17 protein-coding genes are annotated in these 15310 nt (G+C 40.0%); 7 read left to right on the forward strand and 10 right to left on the reverse strand.

Annotated elements, in window-relative coordinates:
• From ACEYX7_RS05370 to ACEYX7_RS05385, 4 genes are all read left to right on the forward strand, one after another.
• Positions 1 to 394, forward strand: a 394-nt coding sequence (locus ACEYX7_RS05370) for a hypothetical protein (protein WP_374900284.1), incomplete at its 5' end; no start/stop codon positions are given.
• 169 nt (positions 395 to 563) lie between these two features.
• Positions 564 to 1583 carry an aspartate carbamoyltransferase catalytic subunit gene (locus tag ACEYX7_RS05375; RefSeq protein WP_374805157.1) on the forward strand — a complete coding sequence of 340 codons (1020 nt, stop codon included), beginning with the start codon at positions 564 to 566 and terminating at the stop codon, positions 1581 to 1583.
• A 27-nt stretch (positions 1584 to 1610) separates the two neighbouring features.
• Positions 1611 to 2843: a dihydroorotase gene (locus tag ACEYX7_RS05380; protein WP_374805155.1), complete on the forward strand. Its 1233-nt coding sequence runs from the start codon at positions 1611 to 1613 to the stop codon at positions 2841 to 2843.
• A gap of 102 nt (positions 2844 to 2945) precedes the next feature.
• Positions 2946 to 3278: a hypothetical protein gene (locus tag ACEYX7_RS05385; protein WP_374805154.1), complete on the forward strand. Its 333-nt coding sequence runs from the start codon at positions 2946 to 2948 to the stop codon at positions 3276 to 3278.
• 93 nt (positions 3279 to 3371) lie between these two features.
• Here the strand turns inward: ACEYX7_RS05385 and ACEYX7_RS05390 are convergent, their stop codons facing one another.
• From ACEYX7_RS05390 to ACEYX7_RS05420, 7 genes are all read right to left on the reverse strand, one after another.
• A complete protein-coding gene (locus tag ACEYX7_RS05390) occupies positions 3372 to 3896 on the reverse strand; it encodes a TPM domain-containing protein (protein WP_374805152.1) in 525 nt (174 codons plus the stop codon).
• An 18-nt stretch (positions 3897 to 3914) separates the two neighbouring features.
• Complete coding sequence (locus tag ACEYX7_RS05395; protein WP_374805151.1) at positions 3915 to 5108, reverse strand: TPM domain-containing protein; 1194 nt, start codon at positions 5106 to 5108, stop codon at positions 3915 to 3917.
• Between the two features lie 21 nt (positions 5109 to 5129).
• Positions 5130 to 5828 (reverse strand): LemA family protein, encoded by a 699-nt coding sequence (locus ACEYX7_RS05400; protein ID WP_374805149.1) that lies wholly within the window; start codon positions 5826 to 5828, stop codon positions 5130 to 5132.
• 216 nt (positions 5829 to 6044) lie between these two features.
• Positions 6045 to 7409, reverse strand: a complete 1365-nt coding sequence (accC, locus tag ACEYX7_RS05405) for an acetyl-CoA carboxylase biotin carboxylase subunit (protein ID WP_374805147.1) — start codon at positions 7407 to 7409, stop codon at positions 6045 to 6047.
• Between the two features lie 25 nt (positions 7410 to 7434).
• Positions 7435 to 7848 carry an acetyl-CoA carboxylase biotin carboxyl carrier protein gene (accB, locus tag ACEYX7_RS05410; protein WP_374805146.1) on the reverse strand — a complete coding sequence of 138 codons (414 nt, stop codon included), beginning with the start codon at positions 7846 to 7848 and terminating at the stop codon, positions 7435 to 7437.
• 54 nt (positions 7849 to 7902) lie between these two features.
• Positions 7903 to 8370, reverse strand: a complete 468-nt coding sequence (gene aroQ, locus ACEYX7_RS05415; protein ID WP_374805145.1) for a type II 3-dehydroquinate dehydratase — start codon at positions 8368 to 8370, stop codon at positions 7903 to 7905.
• A 284-nt stretch (positions 8371 to 8654) separates the two neighbouring features.
• The gene (locus ACEYX7_RS05420) at positions 8655 to 8975 is read right to left on the reverse strand and encodes a TusE/DsrC/DsvC family sulfur relay protein (RefSeq protein WP_374805144.1); all 321 of its coding nucleotides are present in this window, start codon (positions 8973 to 8975) and stop codon (positions 8655 to 8657) included.
• 263 nt (positions 8976 to 9238) lie between these two features.
• On the opposite strand from ACEYX7_RS05420, the gene ACEYX7_RS05425 reads away from it, so the two are divergent.
• From ACEYX7_RS05425 to ACEYX7_RS05435, 3 genes are all read left to right on the forward strand, one after another.
• Positions 9239 to 11269 carry an FAD-dependent oxidoreductase gene (locus ACEYX7_RS05425; protein ID WP_374900286.1) on the forward strand — a complete coding sequence of 677 codons (2031 nt, stop codon included), beginning with the start codon at positions 9239 to 9241 and terminating at the stop codon, positions 11267 to 11269.
• A gap of 85 nt (positions 11270 to 11354) precedes the next feature.
• A complete protein-coding gene (locus ACEYX7_RS05430) occupies positions 11355 to 11969 on the forward strand; it encodes an SMI1/KNR4 family protein (protein ID WP_374805038.1) in 615 nt (204 codons plus the stop codon).
• A 99-nt stretch (positions 11970 to 12068) separates the two neighbouring features.
• Entirely contained in the window at positions 12069 to 12320 is a 252-nt protein-coding gene (locus tag ACEYX7_RS05435) for a hypothetical protein (protein ID WP_374805037.1), read from the forward strand.
• Between the two features lie 104 nt (positions 12321 to 12424).
• Here ACEYX7_RS05435 and ACEYX7_RS05440 read toward each other — a convergent pair whose 3' ends face one another.
• The 3 genes from ACEYX7_RS05440 to ACEYX7_RS05450 form a co-directional block, all read right to left on the reverse strand.
• Positions 12425 to 13339 carry an ABUW_2363 family tetratricopeptide repeat lipoprotein gene (locus ACEYX7_RS05440; protein ID WP_374805036.1) on the reverse strand — a complete coding sequence of 305 codons (915 nt, stop codon included), beginning with the start codon at positions 13337 to 13339 and terminating at the stop codon, positions 12425 to 12427.
• A 177-nt stretch (positions 13340 to 13516) separates the two neighbouring features.
• Complete coding sequence (gene cysE, locus ACEYX7_RS05445; protein WP_374805035.1) at positions 13517 to 14323, reverse strand: serine O-acetyltransferase; 807 nt, start codon at positions 14321 to 14323, stop codon at positions 13517 to 13519.
• A gap of 84 nt (positions 14324 to 14407) precedes the next feature.
• Positions 14408 to 15292: an RNA methyltransferase gene (locus ACEYX7_RS05450; RefSeq protein WP_374805034.1), complete on the reverse strand. Its 885-nt coding sequence runs from the start codon at positions 15290 to 15292 to the stop codon at positions 14408 to 14410.
• Positions 15293 to 15310 lie beyond the last annotated feature (18 nt).

A 15310-nucleotide genomic window follows, 5' to 3' on the forward strand; every position in this document is an offset into this window, starting at 1 on the left:
GCGTTTAAATTGGCTGTCGCTAAAGCCCTTGATTGTTTCGTATCTCATCTTGTCATTATATCAAAACTTTCGCAAGATGTCTATTACATTCTATATTCTTTGGTATTGGAAGGTATCTTGTTTGCAAAATGTACTTTTAAATAATAGTTTGATTATTAAAAATATGAAAGGTGATGTCATAGAAATTAATAACTGTGATTATGCGATAGAGAATATTATTCCCAAAGGGCATAGTAGTGAAGATGAAAGCCATATTAGAATATGTATCTATTTTGAAGGTAATACCTACTTTTTATTTGGAAAGAAAAAATATAAAGAAGAGCTTCTTTGTAGATTAGATAAGGTGTTGGGTAACTATTTGGGAGAAAAGGAAAAAATCTATGGTAGCAAATAGATTGATTAAAAATTGAATTGATATGTTTTTTATACGAATATTTCAAGTGCTTTACCTTTGCTAGAGCATTAGAAAAGAAATTCCTAAAAAATCCCTTTCCAAAAAAAATTTTTGTTATAGAATATGCTAATTTTGTTTTTTACCAAGATGATGGGGGACGCATCTCATGTTGCATATCGCTGCTTTGCACAAGCCAAGCCAATTACAGCTTAATTCTCAAGGGAATTTAAAGCATTTCCTGACGACAGAAGGCTTATCTCAAGCGACTTTGACCCATATTCTCGATACTGCTGATAGCTTTTTTAATGAACAAGGTCAATTGATCACCAGTCCTTTATTAGAAGGTCGTACGGTGATGAATTTATTTTTTGAAAATTCTACCCGTACTCGTATGACTTTTGAAGCGGCTGCAAAACGCTTGTCTGCCAATGTCTTAAACATTGATATTGCTCGTTCAAGTACAAACAAAGGCGAAACATTGCGTGATACGCTATGGAATTTGGAGGCAATGGCAGCCGATATTTTTGTAGTACGTCATGGGTCGTCTGGTGCGGCCCATTTTATTGCCCAAGATGTCTGCCCGAATGTGGCGATTATTAATGCAGGCGATGGCCGTCATGCCCATCCAACCCAAGCCATGCTCGATATGCTGACCATTCGCCGTGAAACCAAACGCCCATTTTCAGAGCTTAGCATTGCCATTATTGGTGATATTAAACACTCTCGTGTGGCACGTTCAAACATTGCCGCTTTGCAAACTTTGGGCTGTCAAGATATCCGTGTGGTCGCCCCAAATACATTACTACCGTCAGGTTTTGCCGATTATGGCGACCATGTACGTTTATGCAACAATATGGATGAGGGTGTGAAAGATTGTGATGTGGTGATTGCTTTACGTATTCAAAATGAACGTATTGATTCACCTGCCTTGTCTTCACCGCAAGAATTTTTCAAAACTTTTGGCTTAGATGATCGTCGTGTCAAACTTGCCAAGCCTGATTGTATCGTGATGCACCCTGGCCCGATGAACCGTGGTGTAGAGATTGCATCAAGCGTAGCAGATGGTGAACAGTCGGTGATTTTAAAACAAGTGACCAATGGTATTGCCGTACGTATGGCGGTATTGGCATTGTCGATGCAAGGGCAGTTGGTTGAGCAAGGTTTACCAAGCTTTGACATTCCACTTTAATCAGCACAATAAATTGAGGAAAATAGTATGAATAGCATTCAAATTAAAAATGTACGTCTCATTAACCCAATGACGCAAACTGAACAAGTGCAAGATGTATATGTGCAAAATGGTAAACTGGTCGAAAAATTGGACAATGTATCGCAAGTGATTGATGCAACGGGGCAATGGTTGATGCCGACCATGGTGGACTTGTGTGCCAATCTGCGTGAACCAGGACAACAACAACACGGCACACTACAATCCGAAGGGATAGCAGCTCGTGAGCAAGGCATTCTGCATGTAGTAATTCCGCCTGATTGTAAACCGATTGTGCAAGATAATGGGGCGTTGATTCAAGGCTTAAAAGAAAAAGCATGGCAAGATGCAGGTATTTATTTGCATATTACGGGGGCATTAACGCAAGGCTTGGAGGGCAAACAACCATCCAATATGGCAGGCTTGCAAAAAGGCGGTTGTTTATTGGTATCGAATGCTTATGCGGCTTTTGAAAATGATGATGTGATTTTACGTACCTTGGAATATGCCGCAGGTTTGGATTTGACTGTGGTCTTTTATCCAGAAGAACCGCAGATCGCCAAAGATGGTTGCGTACATCAAGGCTTTACCGCATCACGTCAAGGCTTGCCGACCATTCCTACTTTGGCAGAAACCGTGGCTTTGGCAAAATATTTGTTGATGGTGGAAGCGACTGGGGTAAAAGCCCATTTTGGTCTATTGTCGTGCGGTGCATCGGTGGATTTAATCCGTATCGCCAAAGAAAAAGGCTTGAATATCACTGCTGACGTGGCGATTCATCAATTGCATCTAACCGATGATGTGACCGATGGTTTTAATACTTTGGCACATGTACGTCCGCCATTACGTTCTGCCAAAGACCGTGACTTGTTGCGTGAGGGCGTGGCGAGTGGCGTAATTGATGCGATTTGTAGTCATCACGAACCATTAAACGCATCAGCAAAACAAGCACCATTTGCGGAAACCCAAGCAGGGATTAGTGCTTTTGATAGTTTTGTGGCGTTGGGTGTAGCATTGGTTGAGCAAGGTCTATTATCGCCTTTACAATGGACAAATCGTGTCACTACACAGCCTGCCAATATTGCCAATATTGCTGACGCATGGGCAGCGCAGCATGGTTGGGTATTGATTGACCCGAATGCAAAATGGACGCTCAATGCTGAAAATATCCGTTCAAAAGGCAAAAATACCCCTTTAATCGGTGCGGAAGTGCAGGGTAAAGTAGTACAAGTGTTTGCATAATTGCTGAGAAAAATCAGATGGATAACTGTGTTATTCATCTGATTTTATTGTTTTGAAATACAAAACTCTAATTATTTTTAAGTGTATTTTAGGTGAAATATGATGACTTTGGATGAAAAAATTTCGGCTGAAATATACAATGAGATTATGATTGATTTGGTTTCTGATTATAAACGACGTTTTCAAAATAAATCGTTTTATCAGCAACTTAACGAAGAAGATAAACAAGAAATTGATATATTACTTGAAAGGTTTGCTGTGGATATCGTATCAACAATTTTGGGTGGCTTGGATGGTAGCACAAAATTAGGACATTTTTTTGGAGGATTTTCTGTTCACTATGAGGGTGAAAACATTTTTCCATCTTTACAAGATAACTTTTTAGGTTTTTATGAAGATGATTTTGATAAAAAACATAAAATAATTGTCGAGTAACTCAATTTTAGCAACTTTTAATCGCAAAGTGATTGATATTGTATGAAACGTTCTTGTTAGAATGAATCATTTAAATGCGACAAATGTACGCAATTACCGAATATAAATCACTTCATTAGGTAGCTCATTGACATCGATGACATGATGGTCGTTGATATGAAAGTCTTTTAATAACATTGCAATCTGATTCAACAGTTCATACAAGGCATCGATTTGTTGTTGCTGTTTAAATTTTTCAATTGTTTGCTGACATAGTCCTTGCCATGTTTCGTCACTGACTACAGCATCTATACCGCGATCAGCAACAATATGTAATTGATGTTCGCAAAGATTAAGATAAATCAGAACGCCTGAATTGTACTGGGTATCCCAAACTCGATATAGACCAAACAAATCTAAAGCTCTGGCGCGGCAGTCTTGGTGATAGGCACTAGACAATGGCAAAGCATTTTCGATAATCAACACAATCTCAGCAAAATGGTGCTGCTCTGCTTGTGTAATGGCTTGAGTGAGTCGTGCTTTACTTTCGCTATTCAACCAGCGTTGTTGAAAATACGGCACAAAAGACAGCTGACGCAACCAGCGTAAAAAGCTCGGTTTGGAGTGTATCACTTGCATAATGTATATAATCCTAATTTACCATGAACCGCCAGCACCACCACCACCGAAGCCACCGCCACCACCGCTCCAGCCACCGCCGCTGCCTGATGAACCACCACCAAAGCCACCGCCGAAACCGCCACCGTGACGTCCACTACGTTGTACATGACCACCATTTGTGAATAAGCGATCTAACATCAACACAAACAAAATAAACCATATGATCATGGCAATGATTAAGCTGATAATAAAAGAAAAACCAAAACTCATTGCCATGGCAAAACCAGCTAAAGCAAAGAAACTTGCACCCAAAAAGCGTCCAAAAATAGAATAAATCATCGGACCTAGAAAAAAGGCAAGGATAAACATTAAACCAAAAGGCGAGCCTTTATCATTTTCAGCGGTTTGTTGCTGGGCCTCATCCGCTTTGGCAAGCACGTCAGGGTCAGTCTTTAAGCGTTGCTCGATGCGATTGAGTGCTGCATCAAAACCACCATAATAATCGCTTTGTCGAAAATGTTCGGCAATATCTTCACGGATGATACGGCTGGCAATCGAATCTGGAATCACACCTTCAATACCGTAGCCTGTCAAAATATACATTTTACGGTCATTGATTGCGGCAACAATTAAAATACCATTATCAATACCTTTTTTACCCAGTTTCCAACGCTCTGCTATATTTAACGTATAATTAAAAATCGGCTCACCATTGGTCGTTGGTACAGTGACAATCGCAATCTGAGCCAATCCTTGTCCAAAAATAGAGCGGATTTTTTGTTCAAGCTGCTGTTTTTGATTGGCAGATAAAACTTGGGCTTGGTCTATGACAGGATTATCCAACAATAATTGACTGGCTTGCTGAAATTCGGCATTAGACTGGCGTGGGCTAGACGGGCTGGGATTGGCATTTTGTGTTGCAGAGGTATTATCTTGCCCAATCAGCATGGTATCTTGAATAGCATCATGTTCCGCCAAATGTTCTTGCAATGCAGGATTTTTGGCGATTTGTGTAGCTAAAATGGCATCATCGGATTGGTTAGACGGATTGACTGCTTGTATATCTTTGGCAGAGGCAGTCGCTGTATTGGGCGTGGTATTGTCTTGTGCATGGACAATACCAGCCCAATAAGTACTGCTAAAAATCACTAATACCGCTGACAAGACAAACGATTTTAAATAACCCAAGACCTTATTTTTTGATCGATGCCGTACGTCTGCCATGCTCATGATAATCAATCCTTATTACACTTATTGTGCAGTGCTTGCAGGTGCAGGATTTGCCATTGGGTTTGCCATGTTTTGTTGGGTATTTGGCGTATTATTGGTCGCATTACCAAAATCTACTGTGGGTGCAACTGAGATTTGCTGTTCATTGGCAACAGTAAATTGTGGGCGTGTATGCATACCAAAAATTTTTGCGGTCAAATTAGTTGGGAATTGACGAATTGTTGTATTATAGCTTTGCACATTATCAATATAACGTTTACGTGCCACAGCGATACGATTTTCAGTACCTGCTAATTCAGCTTGTAAGTCTTGGAACTGTTTATCTGCTTTTAGATCTGGATAACGCTCTGATACTGCCAACAAACGAGAAAGTGAGCTACCCAATTGTTGCTGTGCCTGTTGGTATTTTTCAAATTGAGCAGGGTCGTTTAGTACTTCTGGTGTAACTTGGATTGAGCCAGCAGATGCACGTGCTTGAGCAACTTGCGTAAGCACTTGCTGTTCATGTTGTGCATATTGTGCTACCACTTTGACCAAGTTTGGAATCAAGTCTGCACGGCGTTGATATTGGTTGACTACTTCTGCCCAAGATGAATTAATTTGTTCGTCTTGAGCTTGCATAGCATTATAGCCACAACCTGTAAGTGACGCTGAACCAATAACTAAGGCAGTGCTGAGTAGGATGGCTTTAGAGAGTGATTTTGGTTGATGATTCGACATAAGACTTCTCTTTTTTAAGCTTTAATATTCATCGAAAAGCATAAGTTTTAAAGCGATGTACGATTAAATTGGCTGAAATATAGCATAATTTACAGCAATCTTTGCATCTATTTAGTAACTGCAAGTTTATTTTCAAGTCTCAACCATTGGCACAATAAAAAAATCCCCTCGATGTCTGACCATAAAGGGGAGATAACATTTCAACAAAAGGATAGACTATTTTTTAACTTCCTCTTTTTGAAAAGGCTTGAGTAAATGTTTTTCCAAATAATGAATATCCATTGCAGTTTCACAGAAATTTTCATCTGTTAAAATCACATGACGATGCAAAGGAATATTGGTTTTTACTCCCGTCAAAATCATTTCATCCAAAGCTTGTTTTAAACGAGCAATCGAGGTTTGACGGTCTTTACCATGGACAATTAATTTGCCAATCATCGAGTCATAATAAGGCGGAATTTTGTAACCTTGATAAATGTGCGAATCCATACGCACACCAGCACCACCTGGGACAAAATAATGTTCAATTTGTCCTGCTGACGGAATAAAAGTCTGCGGATCTTCGGCATTGATACGGCATTCAATAGCATGACCACGCACTTCAATATCATCTTGTTGCAGATTCAAGCCTAAGCCTGATGCAATGCGGATTTGCTGTTCGATAATATCAACGCCAGTCACCATTTCAGTAACAGGATGTTCGACTTGTACACGGGTATTCATTTCAATAAAGAAAAATTCGCCTTCTTCATACAAAAATTCAAATGTTCCTGCACCACGATATTGAATGAGTTTACAGGCATTTACACAAGCTTCCAAAATATCTGCACGGGCTTGTGCAGGCAAATCGGGTGCTGGTGCTTCTTCTAATACTTTTTGATGGCGACGTTGTAATGAACAATCCCGATCATATAAATGAATCGCATGACCATTGCCATCGCCCAATACTTGCACTTCAACATGGCGAGGCTTTTGCAAAAAGCGTTCCATATAGACGGTGTCATCACCAAACCACATTTCGGCATCACGTTGTGCAGCTTGTACGGACTCAAGCAGATTATCAACCCGTTCAACGATACGCATACCACGACCACCACCACCTGCAGCCGCCTTAACGATCAAAGGAAAACCAATTTCTTTGGCTTCGGCAAGGGCATTATGTGGCGTTACCGCATGGTCACAACCTGGTACAGTTGGCACGCCTGCTTTTTTCATGGCGACAATCGCAGAGACTTTATTGCCCATTAAGCGGATATGCTCTGGACGTGGACCAATAAAGGTAAAGCCTGAATTTTCTACCAATTCGGCAAATTCAGCATTTTCAGACAAGAAACCATAACCAGGGTGAATGGCATCTGCCCCCGTCACTTCAGCAGCAGTAATAATGGCAGGAATATTAAGATAGCTTTCGCTACTGGCACTATTACCGATACACACTGCCTCATCGACAAAGCGTAAATGCATCAAATCCTTATCGGCAGTAGAATATACGCCAACGGTTTGAATCCCCAAGGCTTTACACGCTCGGGTAATACGCAAGGCGATTTCACCACGATTGGCAATCAAAATTTTCTTTAACATGGCAAGCTCCGACAACTGTTTTACATTATGCACGATAACGGAATAACGGCTGTCCAAATTCCACTACATCACCATTTTTAACTAAAATTTCTTCAATCACGCCATTTTGTGTCGCTTCGATTGGGTTCATGATTTTCATCGCTTCGATAATACCTAAGCTATCACCTGCAGAGACGGTCTGACCGACTTTGATAAATGGTGCTTCGCCTGGACTTGGTGCAGCATAGAATACGCCGACCATCGGTGCTGTTTCGACTGCACCACGAGAGGTCTTGACTACAGGTGCAGCAGGTGCTTCTACAGGTGCAACGGTAGCAGCTGCAACCACAGGATTACGGCGTGCCAATGAAATAGATTGGTCGCCTTCTTTGACTTCGATGGCTTGTAAATCAGACTCAATCATTAAGTCGATTAACTTTTTGATTTTGCGAATATCCATGAGAAAATATCCTTTGGTGTGGTTGAACGTCTAGGCTGGCACTAAATGTGACTGTTAAGCATGGACAGTATTTAGCGATAAAATATTGGGCTGTTGCAAGACAAAATTCAAAGCTGCATGATAGCCATATGCACCCAAACCGCAAATCACGCCTTTGGCTTGATCTGACAGGTAGGAATGATGGCGAAACGCTTCCCTTGCGTGTACATTGGATAAATGTACTTCGATAAACGGAATGGCTACACCGAGTAAGGCATCACGGATTGCTACAGAAGTATGCGTATAAGCGGCAGGATTGATGATAATCCAACGTACTTTTTCATGCCATGCTTGCTGAATACGATCCACAATGAGACCTTCGGTATTGCTTTGAAAGCTGTCTAAACGCAATTGCTTCTGCTCGGCAACTTGAATCAATTGTTGATTGATATCTGCCAAGGTCAGTGTGCCATAGATTTCAGGTTCACGTTGACCAAGTAAATTCAGATTAGGGCCATGAATGACCAAGATATCAATAGACATAAAATATGATCCGCTGTGATAATGACTGATTGGCAAAATATACCAAATTTACCATATCACGACAAGTTTACCGCAAAAGCTTGCACAATGTCAGCAAGATACGCATTATTTTAGTTCTAGACAATGCTAAAAAATATCATTTTTTTCGATAGTTGGTTTTTTGTTTGGTGTAGCGAATGAACAAAATCTGCGACAACACAAAACTTATTTTATGAATTATTTGCATTAAAATCCACACACACCGAGTAAGAGATAAAGATTAAAATTACTTAAAAATAAATATATTACAAACAATTTGGCGGTTTTGGTAAGCCTGCTAAGCGGTTCAAATGACGTGCCACCAGACCCGTATTAAAGCGTTGCATCAGCATTTGGTTGCTGATTTCAGTATTGACCGTTTTGTTTAAATATTTAATCAAAGGACGTGTCGCAGGTGCAAAACCAAAATCTTGATAAAATTGGCGTAAGGCAAAAAGTATCGAAAAATGCCAATCATCAAGTTGTAAATCTAAGCTATTTGCCAATTGTTGAGCAATTTCAGGTGACCAGATTTGATAATCAACCAGATGCCCATCGTGATCCAGTGCTAAATTTTGTTCAGACATATTGATATTCCTCATTTTTACTAAAAAATGCATGCTGATTTGAAATTTATCCTATTTTAACATACATCTATATTGCTGTGCTTGATCATCGTCATGGTTGCGATTCCAAGTTGGTCTAAATGCTTTCAAAAACCTTAAAACCAAGCCGTTCAAATTTAAACTTGACAAAAACGCCAATATTGTTGATAAATCGTTATATTTCACAGCAAAATTCACCAGCAAGAGCCAGTAATTTTGACTAACAGTTATTTTAGGATATTTTTATGACAAACGCTTATCCACATTTATTAAAGCCTTTGGATTTGGGCTTTACCACCTTAAAAAATCGTATCATTATGGGTTCAATGCATATCGGCTTGGAAGAAATGCCGAATGGTTTTGAAAAATTAGCTGCGTTTTATGCTCGTCGTGCCAAAGGTGAAGTGGGTTTGATTGTCACAGGTGGTATCGCACCGAATGATGCAGGGGTGACTTTTGCCGGTGGGGCAAAATTGGACAGCCAAGACATCGCCGATGAACATAAAGTGATTACCCAAGCAGTACATGATGCAGGCGGTAAAATTGCCCTACAAATTTTACATACAGGACGTTATTCCTATCAACCCAATGTGGTTGCACCATCTGCAATTCAAGCACCGATTAATCCCATTCCGCCAAAAGCTTTGACACACGAAGAAGTATTGCAAACCATTGATGATTTTGTGAATTGTGCCAAATTAGCTCAATATGCTGGCTATGATGGCGTAGAAATCATGGGTTCTGAAGGCTATTTGATTAATGAATTTATCGCTGTTCGCACCAATCAACGTGATGATCAATGGGGTGGTAGCTATGAAAATCGTATTCGCTTTGCGGTAGAAATCGTACGCCGTACTCGTGAGGCTGTAGGCGAAAACTTTATTATTATTTATCGCTTATCGATGTTGGATTTGGTCGAGGGCGGTTCGAGTTTTGATGAAGTGATCCAACTTGCAAAAGCCATTGAACAAGCAGGGGCGAGCATTATCAATACTGGTATTGGCTGGCATGAAGCACGCATTCCAACCATTGCCACCAAAGTACCACGTGCAGCATTTACTTGGGTAACTGAAAAACTGAAAAAGCATGTCAAAGTGCCTTTGGTCACGTCAAATCGTATCAATACCCCTGAAATGGCAGAATCGGTGTTGGCACAAGGGCATGCTGATATGGTGTCTATGGCTCGTCCGATGTTGGCAGATCCTGACTTTGTCATCAAAGCCATTGAAGATCGTAGCGATGAAATCAATACTTGTATCGGCTGTAATCAAGCGTGTCTAGACCATATTTTTGCCATGCGTCCAGCAACCTGTTTGGTCAATCCGCAAGCTGCACGTGAAACCGAATTACAATTTTTACCAACTGAACAGCCAAAAACTATTGCCGTAGTCGGTGCAGGTCCAGCAGGCTGTAGCTTTGCAATTTACGCGGCACAGCGTGGGCATAATGTGGTGCTATTTGACCGTGATAGCCAAATTGGTGGACAATTTAACATCGCCAAGCAAGTACCGGGGAAAGAAGAATTTTATGAAACTTTACGTTATTTCAGACGTCAATTAACCTTATATAAAGACAAAATCGAAGTCAAACTCAATCATGAAGTAGATTTTGATGATTTAAATGATGAAAAATTTGATGAAATCGTATTGGCAACGGGTGTAACGCCACGTCAAATCAGCATTGCAGGTTTGGATGATGAAAAAGCGTTGAGCTATCTTGATGTATTAAAACATAAAAAATCGGTCGGTAAATCGGTGGCAATCATTGGTGCTGGCGGTATTGGCTTTGATACGGCTGAATATCTATTGCAAGAGGGCGAAAGTGCGACCTTAATTCCCGAAAAATTCTACCGTCAATGGGGTATCGACCGTCAATATCAGAATGCAGGCGGTATTACCAAGCCTGTAGTTGAACAGCCGATTCGCCAAGTGTATTTATTACAACGTAAAGCCACTGCGGTGGGAGCAAATCTAGGCAAAACGACAGGTTGGATTCACCGTGCAGGCTTAAAGCAACATCAGGTGCAGATGCTATCGGGTGTGGAATATCAAAAGTTCGATGAGCAAGGTTTGCATATTTTGGTCAATGGCGAGCCACAAGTTTTGGCGGTGGATAATGTGGTGGTTTGTGCAGGGCAAGAGCCGTTACAAGCCATGTATCAAGCGTTACAGCAAGCAGGAAAAACTGTGCATTTGATTGGTGGGGCAAAAGAGGCAGGTGAGTTAGATGCCAAACGTGCCATTCGTCAAGGTGCAGAATTGGCAAGTCAAATCTAGTTAATCTAAAATTTAGCGAAAAATCAGGCTATCGTTTTGTATAGTCTGATTTTTTTAATCATGAAATATTTTGGAAAATCATTAAATGTCTAATCAATTAATCGATATGCTTGCATCTATTCGCTCACCAAAAAATCATTTTATTGAAAGACTAGATATGATTGCTGGTTATAATGAAGACGAGATTGCACAGATTGAGCAGTTGTATAATATATCCATACATGGACAGCTAAAAGAATTATTAATGACTATGGGCAAATGTTCTGGTGGCTTGTTATTGGCTGGTAATATATGTATGTATAGAGATTATAAAAATAATATTTCTCGGCTTGGTAAGGAAATGCAACAAATTTGGAATGATGAAAGTAGTATTTACTTTAAAAAAGCGATGAATAATATATGTTTGGTTGATAAAAAAATGTTTATCTTCTCTACGGATAATGAGGGCATTCTAACTTACTTTATGCTGACGGTTGATGATAATGATTACATCTATGAATATGATGAGAATAATGATGATTTCAACGATCATGATAAGGATGTAACTATTGAATATCATCCTGTGCGTTTGATTGGTACACTATATGATTATTTAAAGCTTTATCGTAAAAGGATAGGGGCATGGTCGGCAAATGGTACATATCGTGGCGATGAACATCCAGATTTGTTTGCAGATTTGACTACAGGACGCTTATTATAAATTTTCAATCCATAACTTTTGTATTTTTGAGAGCAATCAATGGGAGCCAAAATAGTCGTTGCCGATATAAATTATTATGTCTATATATACAGCATATATATGGCAAATTCTCAGGGTTTGAATGTATTACATTATTTGTGTAGCAGTCCTTTTCAAACTGGGCTTAGGGTTTATTTTGCTGAAGAACTCGTAGATATTGAATATCATGACAGTTACATAATTGGAAAAGATTATATTCATCCTATTTTGAAAAATATTTTAGACACAGATTGGCAATTATATGAACATATTGGTGAAGGTGTTGCTGACGCTTGGCTAGAATTTGAAAGACAATTAGGGTATAAGCCATAATCAAATAAAGAATGCTTAAGTTGTTAAAAAAGTAAATAAAACAAAAACGACAGTTTAAGTTAAACTGCCGTTTTTTGAGTGATCAAACCAATAACGATTGCATATTATTTTTGCCATACGTTATAACGCTGACCCGATTCAATTTCACTGATCAAACGATCTGCTACAGCACTTTCGGTTGGGTATTTCACCTTATAGTTGCGTAATGTAGTGATGGCATTACGTTTTTGTTCCATATAAAGGAAGTTATTTGCCATTGATAAGTGAGCTTCTTGAACACCTGCATCCATCGCTTTTTGTAGATATGGTGTAGCTTCTTTGAATGCACCGCCTTCAGACAAACTAAAACCTAACCATAGATTTGCAGTTGGATCATTAGGTTGCATTGCAAGCAAACATTTGCCATAAGCCAAAGCTTTTGGACCGAACTGATCACCCATATCGAGGTTACGTGCCATCACACTAAGTTTAAATGCACGCAATATCACATCGTATGATGCCGTAGGACGTAAAGCCAAAGGATCTAACTGTGCTACCAAAGTCTTAACGCGACTAGTATAGCCCGCACGCTCAGCTTTCGATGCAAACTGTACTGGATAATGACGTGCTTTACCTTCCAGAATATTGATAAAATCATCAATATCGGTCACGTCAAGCTCAGTATCTTGTGCTAATACTGCAAATTTGAGGCTTTCACTACGGCTATCGGTCAAAGGAACGATAAAGCGATTTTCACTTAAAATCGTTGGTTCCATATTTGGAGTGGAGACCTCTAGCTTGGTCAGCGGTGCTACCTTAGCGCGTTGCAGATTCACTTCAAAAACAGGTGGCTTGCTATAATCTGATGGATTAAGTGCATAATAAGCAGGTGAAATCGCAGGTTCTTCAAATACGATTGGGCTATTGTCAACTGGTACTGGCGGTGCTTCAACGGCTACGGTTTTTACTGGTGTTGGAGTGCTACAAGCAACCAAAATTGCACTACTTAATGCGAGTAAGCTTAGAGATTTTAATTTCATGACAATACCTAAAGTAAGAGCTAAAATTAACTTAATATATTGAATATTAAAGACATGCTGAAAAGTCTAAGAAAAAAAAATAGCAATTACAAGGTTTTTTACGTTACAGAATTGCATCCACTATGCCAAAAAAATGGCATAGGACACATTATTTATTCATAACCGTGATGAATATCACTAATTTTGTGTGATGTCGTGATTTTCGGTAATGGCATATTCTTGCTTGATCGCATCCAGTGCTTGTTGCTCTTGTGCAGTCATCTTACATAGACCTTCAACCGCAAAATTCGGATCAAGCTTGTTGAGCTGTTGGCACATTTGTTTCATATATTGTTCATTTTGCTCAAGACGACCAAGCAGTGTATGCACCGCTTTAAGCATACTGTCACTTTGTTCTTGACCTGTGGCATAAGCTTGGAACGTTTTGTTGTCGGTTTTGGTATCATTATTTTCAGCTTTATTTTTAGAAATAAATCGTGCAGGGTTTCCTACAGCGGTTGTACTTTCAGGGACTGCTTTGGTGACGACTGCATTTGAGCCGACTTTGGCATTTTTTCCCACGGTAAAGGGACCTAGAATTTTGGCACCTGCACCGACAATCACACCATCTTCTAGCGTTGGATGGCGTTTACCTTTATTCCATGTTGTACCGCCCAAAGTCACACCATGATATAACGTCACATCATTGCCGATTTCCGCAGTTTCGCCAATCACCACGCCCATACCATGATCGATAAAAAAGCGTTTACCAATTTTTGCACCTGGATGTATTTCAATCCCTGTAGCAAAACGATTGAATGCCGAGAGCATACGTGCAGAGGTTTTACAGTCTTTTTGCCATAGCTGATGTGCTACACGATGCATCATCACCGCATGGATACCTGGATAGGTGGTCAAAACTTCTAAAGTATTACGCGCAGCTGGGTCACGATCAAATACCGCTTGGATATCTTGCTGAATATCATCTTTAAGTTGTTTTAACATGGCAAAAGTCCTAAATGCAATTGTTACACAATCATTGTTTTCATGATGAAAGCCAGCTATTTATGCGTATTTTATAATACTTTGTCAATCTTTTTCAGCTTGAGCAGCTGAATCTGTGGTTTTGCTTGCCGTCCAACGTCCTTGTTGTAATGCTTGCACACGGCTAAGCATGGCACGCAGTAGATGGTATTCCACAGTGTCTAAATGGATACGACCAAACAAGCGACGTAAGCGTATTGGCATCAAGCGTGGGTTATCTAAGTCTAAAAACTCTAAATCGCTAAGCACTTGCTCAAAATGCTGATAAAACTGTTGCATTTGTTGCTGATTAACCAATTTTTCATCCCATTGCATCAACTGTCCACCCATAGGCATACTGGTATCGTCTACTACAATTGCTGGTTGTGCTTGTTGTTCTAGCATCGCCATACGCAATTCATAACATACCACTTGGATGGCTTGAGCGACATTCAACACACCATAATCATCATTAACAGGGATAGTTAGATGATAATTACACATTGCCAACTCTTCATTGGTCAAACCACGATCTTCGCGTCCAAACACGATGGCAACTTGATATGACTTACTCATATCAGAAACAAAATGGATCGCTTGCTGACAAGCAGGGCGTACGTCTAATAATGGCATTGGAATCGTGCGACTTCTTGCACTGGTACCAAATACCATGTGGCAATTACTGATCGCATCGCTCAAATGTTCGACCACTTGAATTTTTTCGATTAAATCGCTTGCACCTGCAGATAATGCCAACACTTCGGCATTAACCACTTTTTCGCCATGGTCGTTGATTTGATAGAGTGGATATTTGGGACTCACCAGTACCAAACGGCTCAACCCCATCGTTTTCATGGCACGCAGTGCTGCACCGATATTGGCAGGTAGTGTTGTATTGACCATGACAATTTGTACATGGTCTAAAGCGATATGATGATTTGTCATGGTCATTTAAATTGGCTTAATATG

It is taken from the genome of Hubeiibacter jixunmingi (assembly GCF_041928215.1).
Lineage (GTDB): Bacteria > Pseudomonadota > Gammaproteobacteria > Pseudomonadales > Moraxellaceae > Acinetobacter.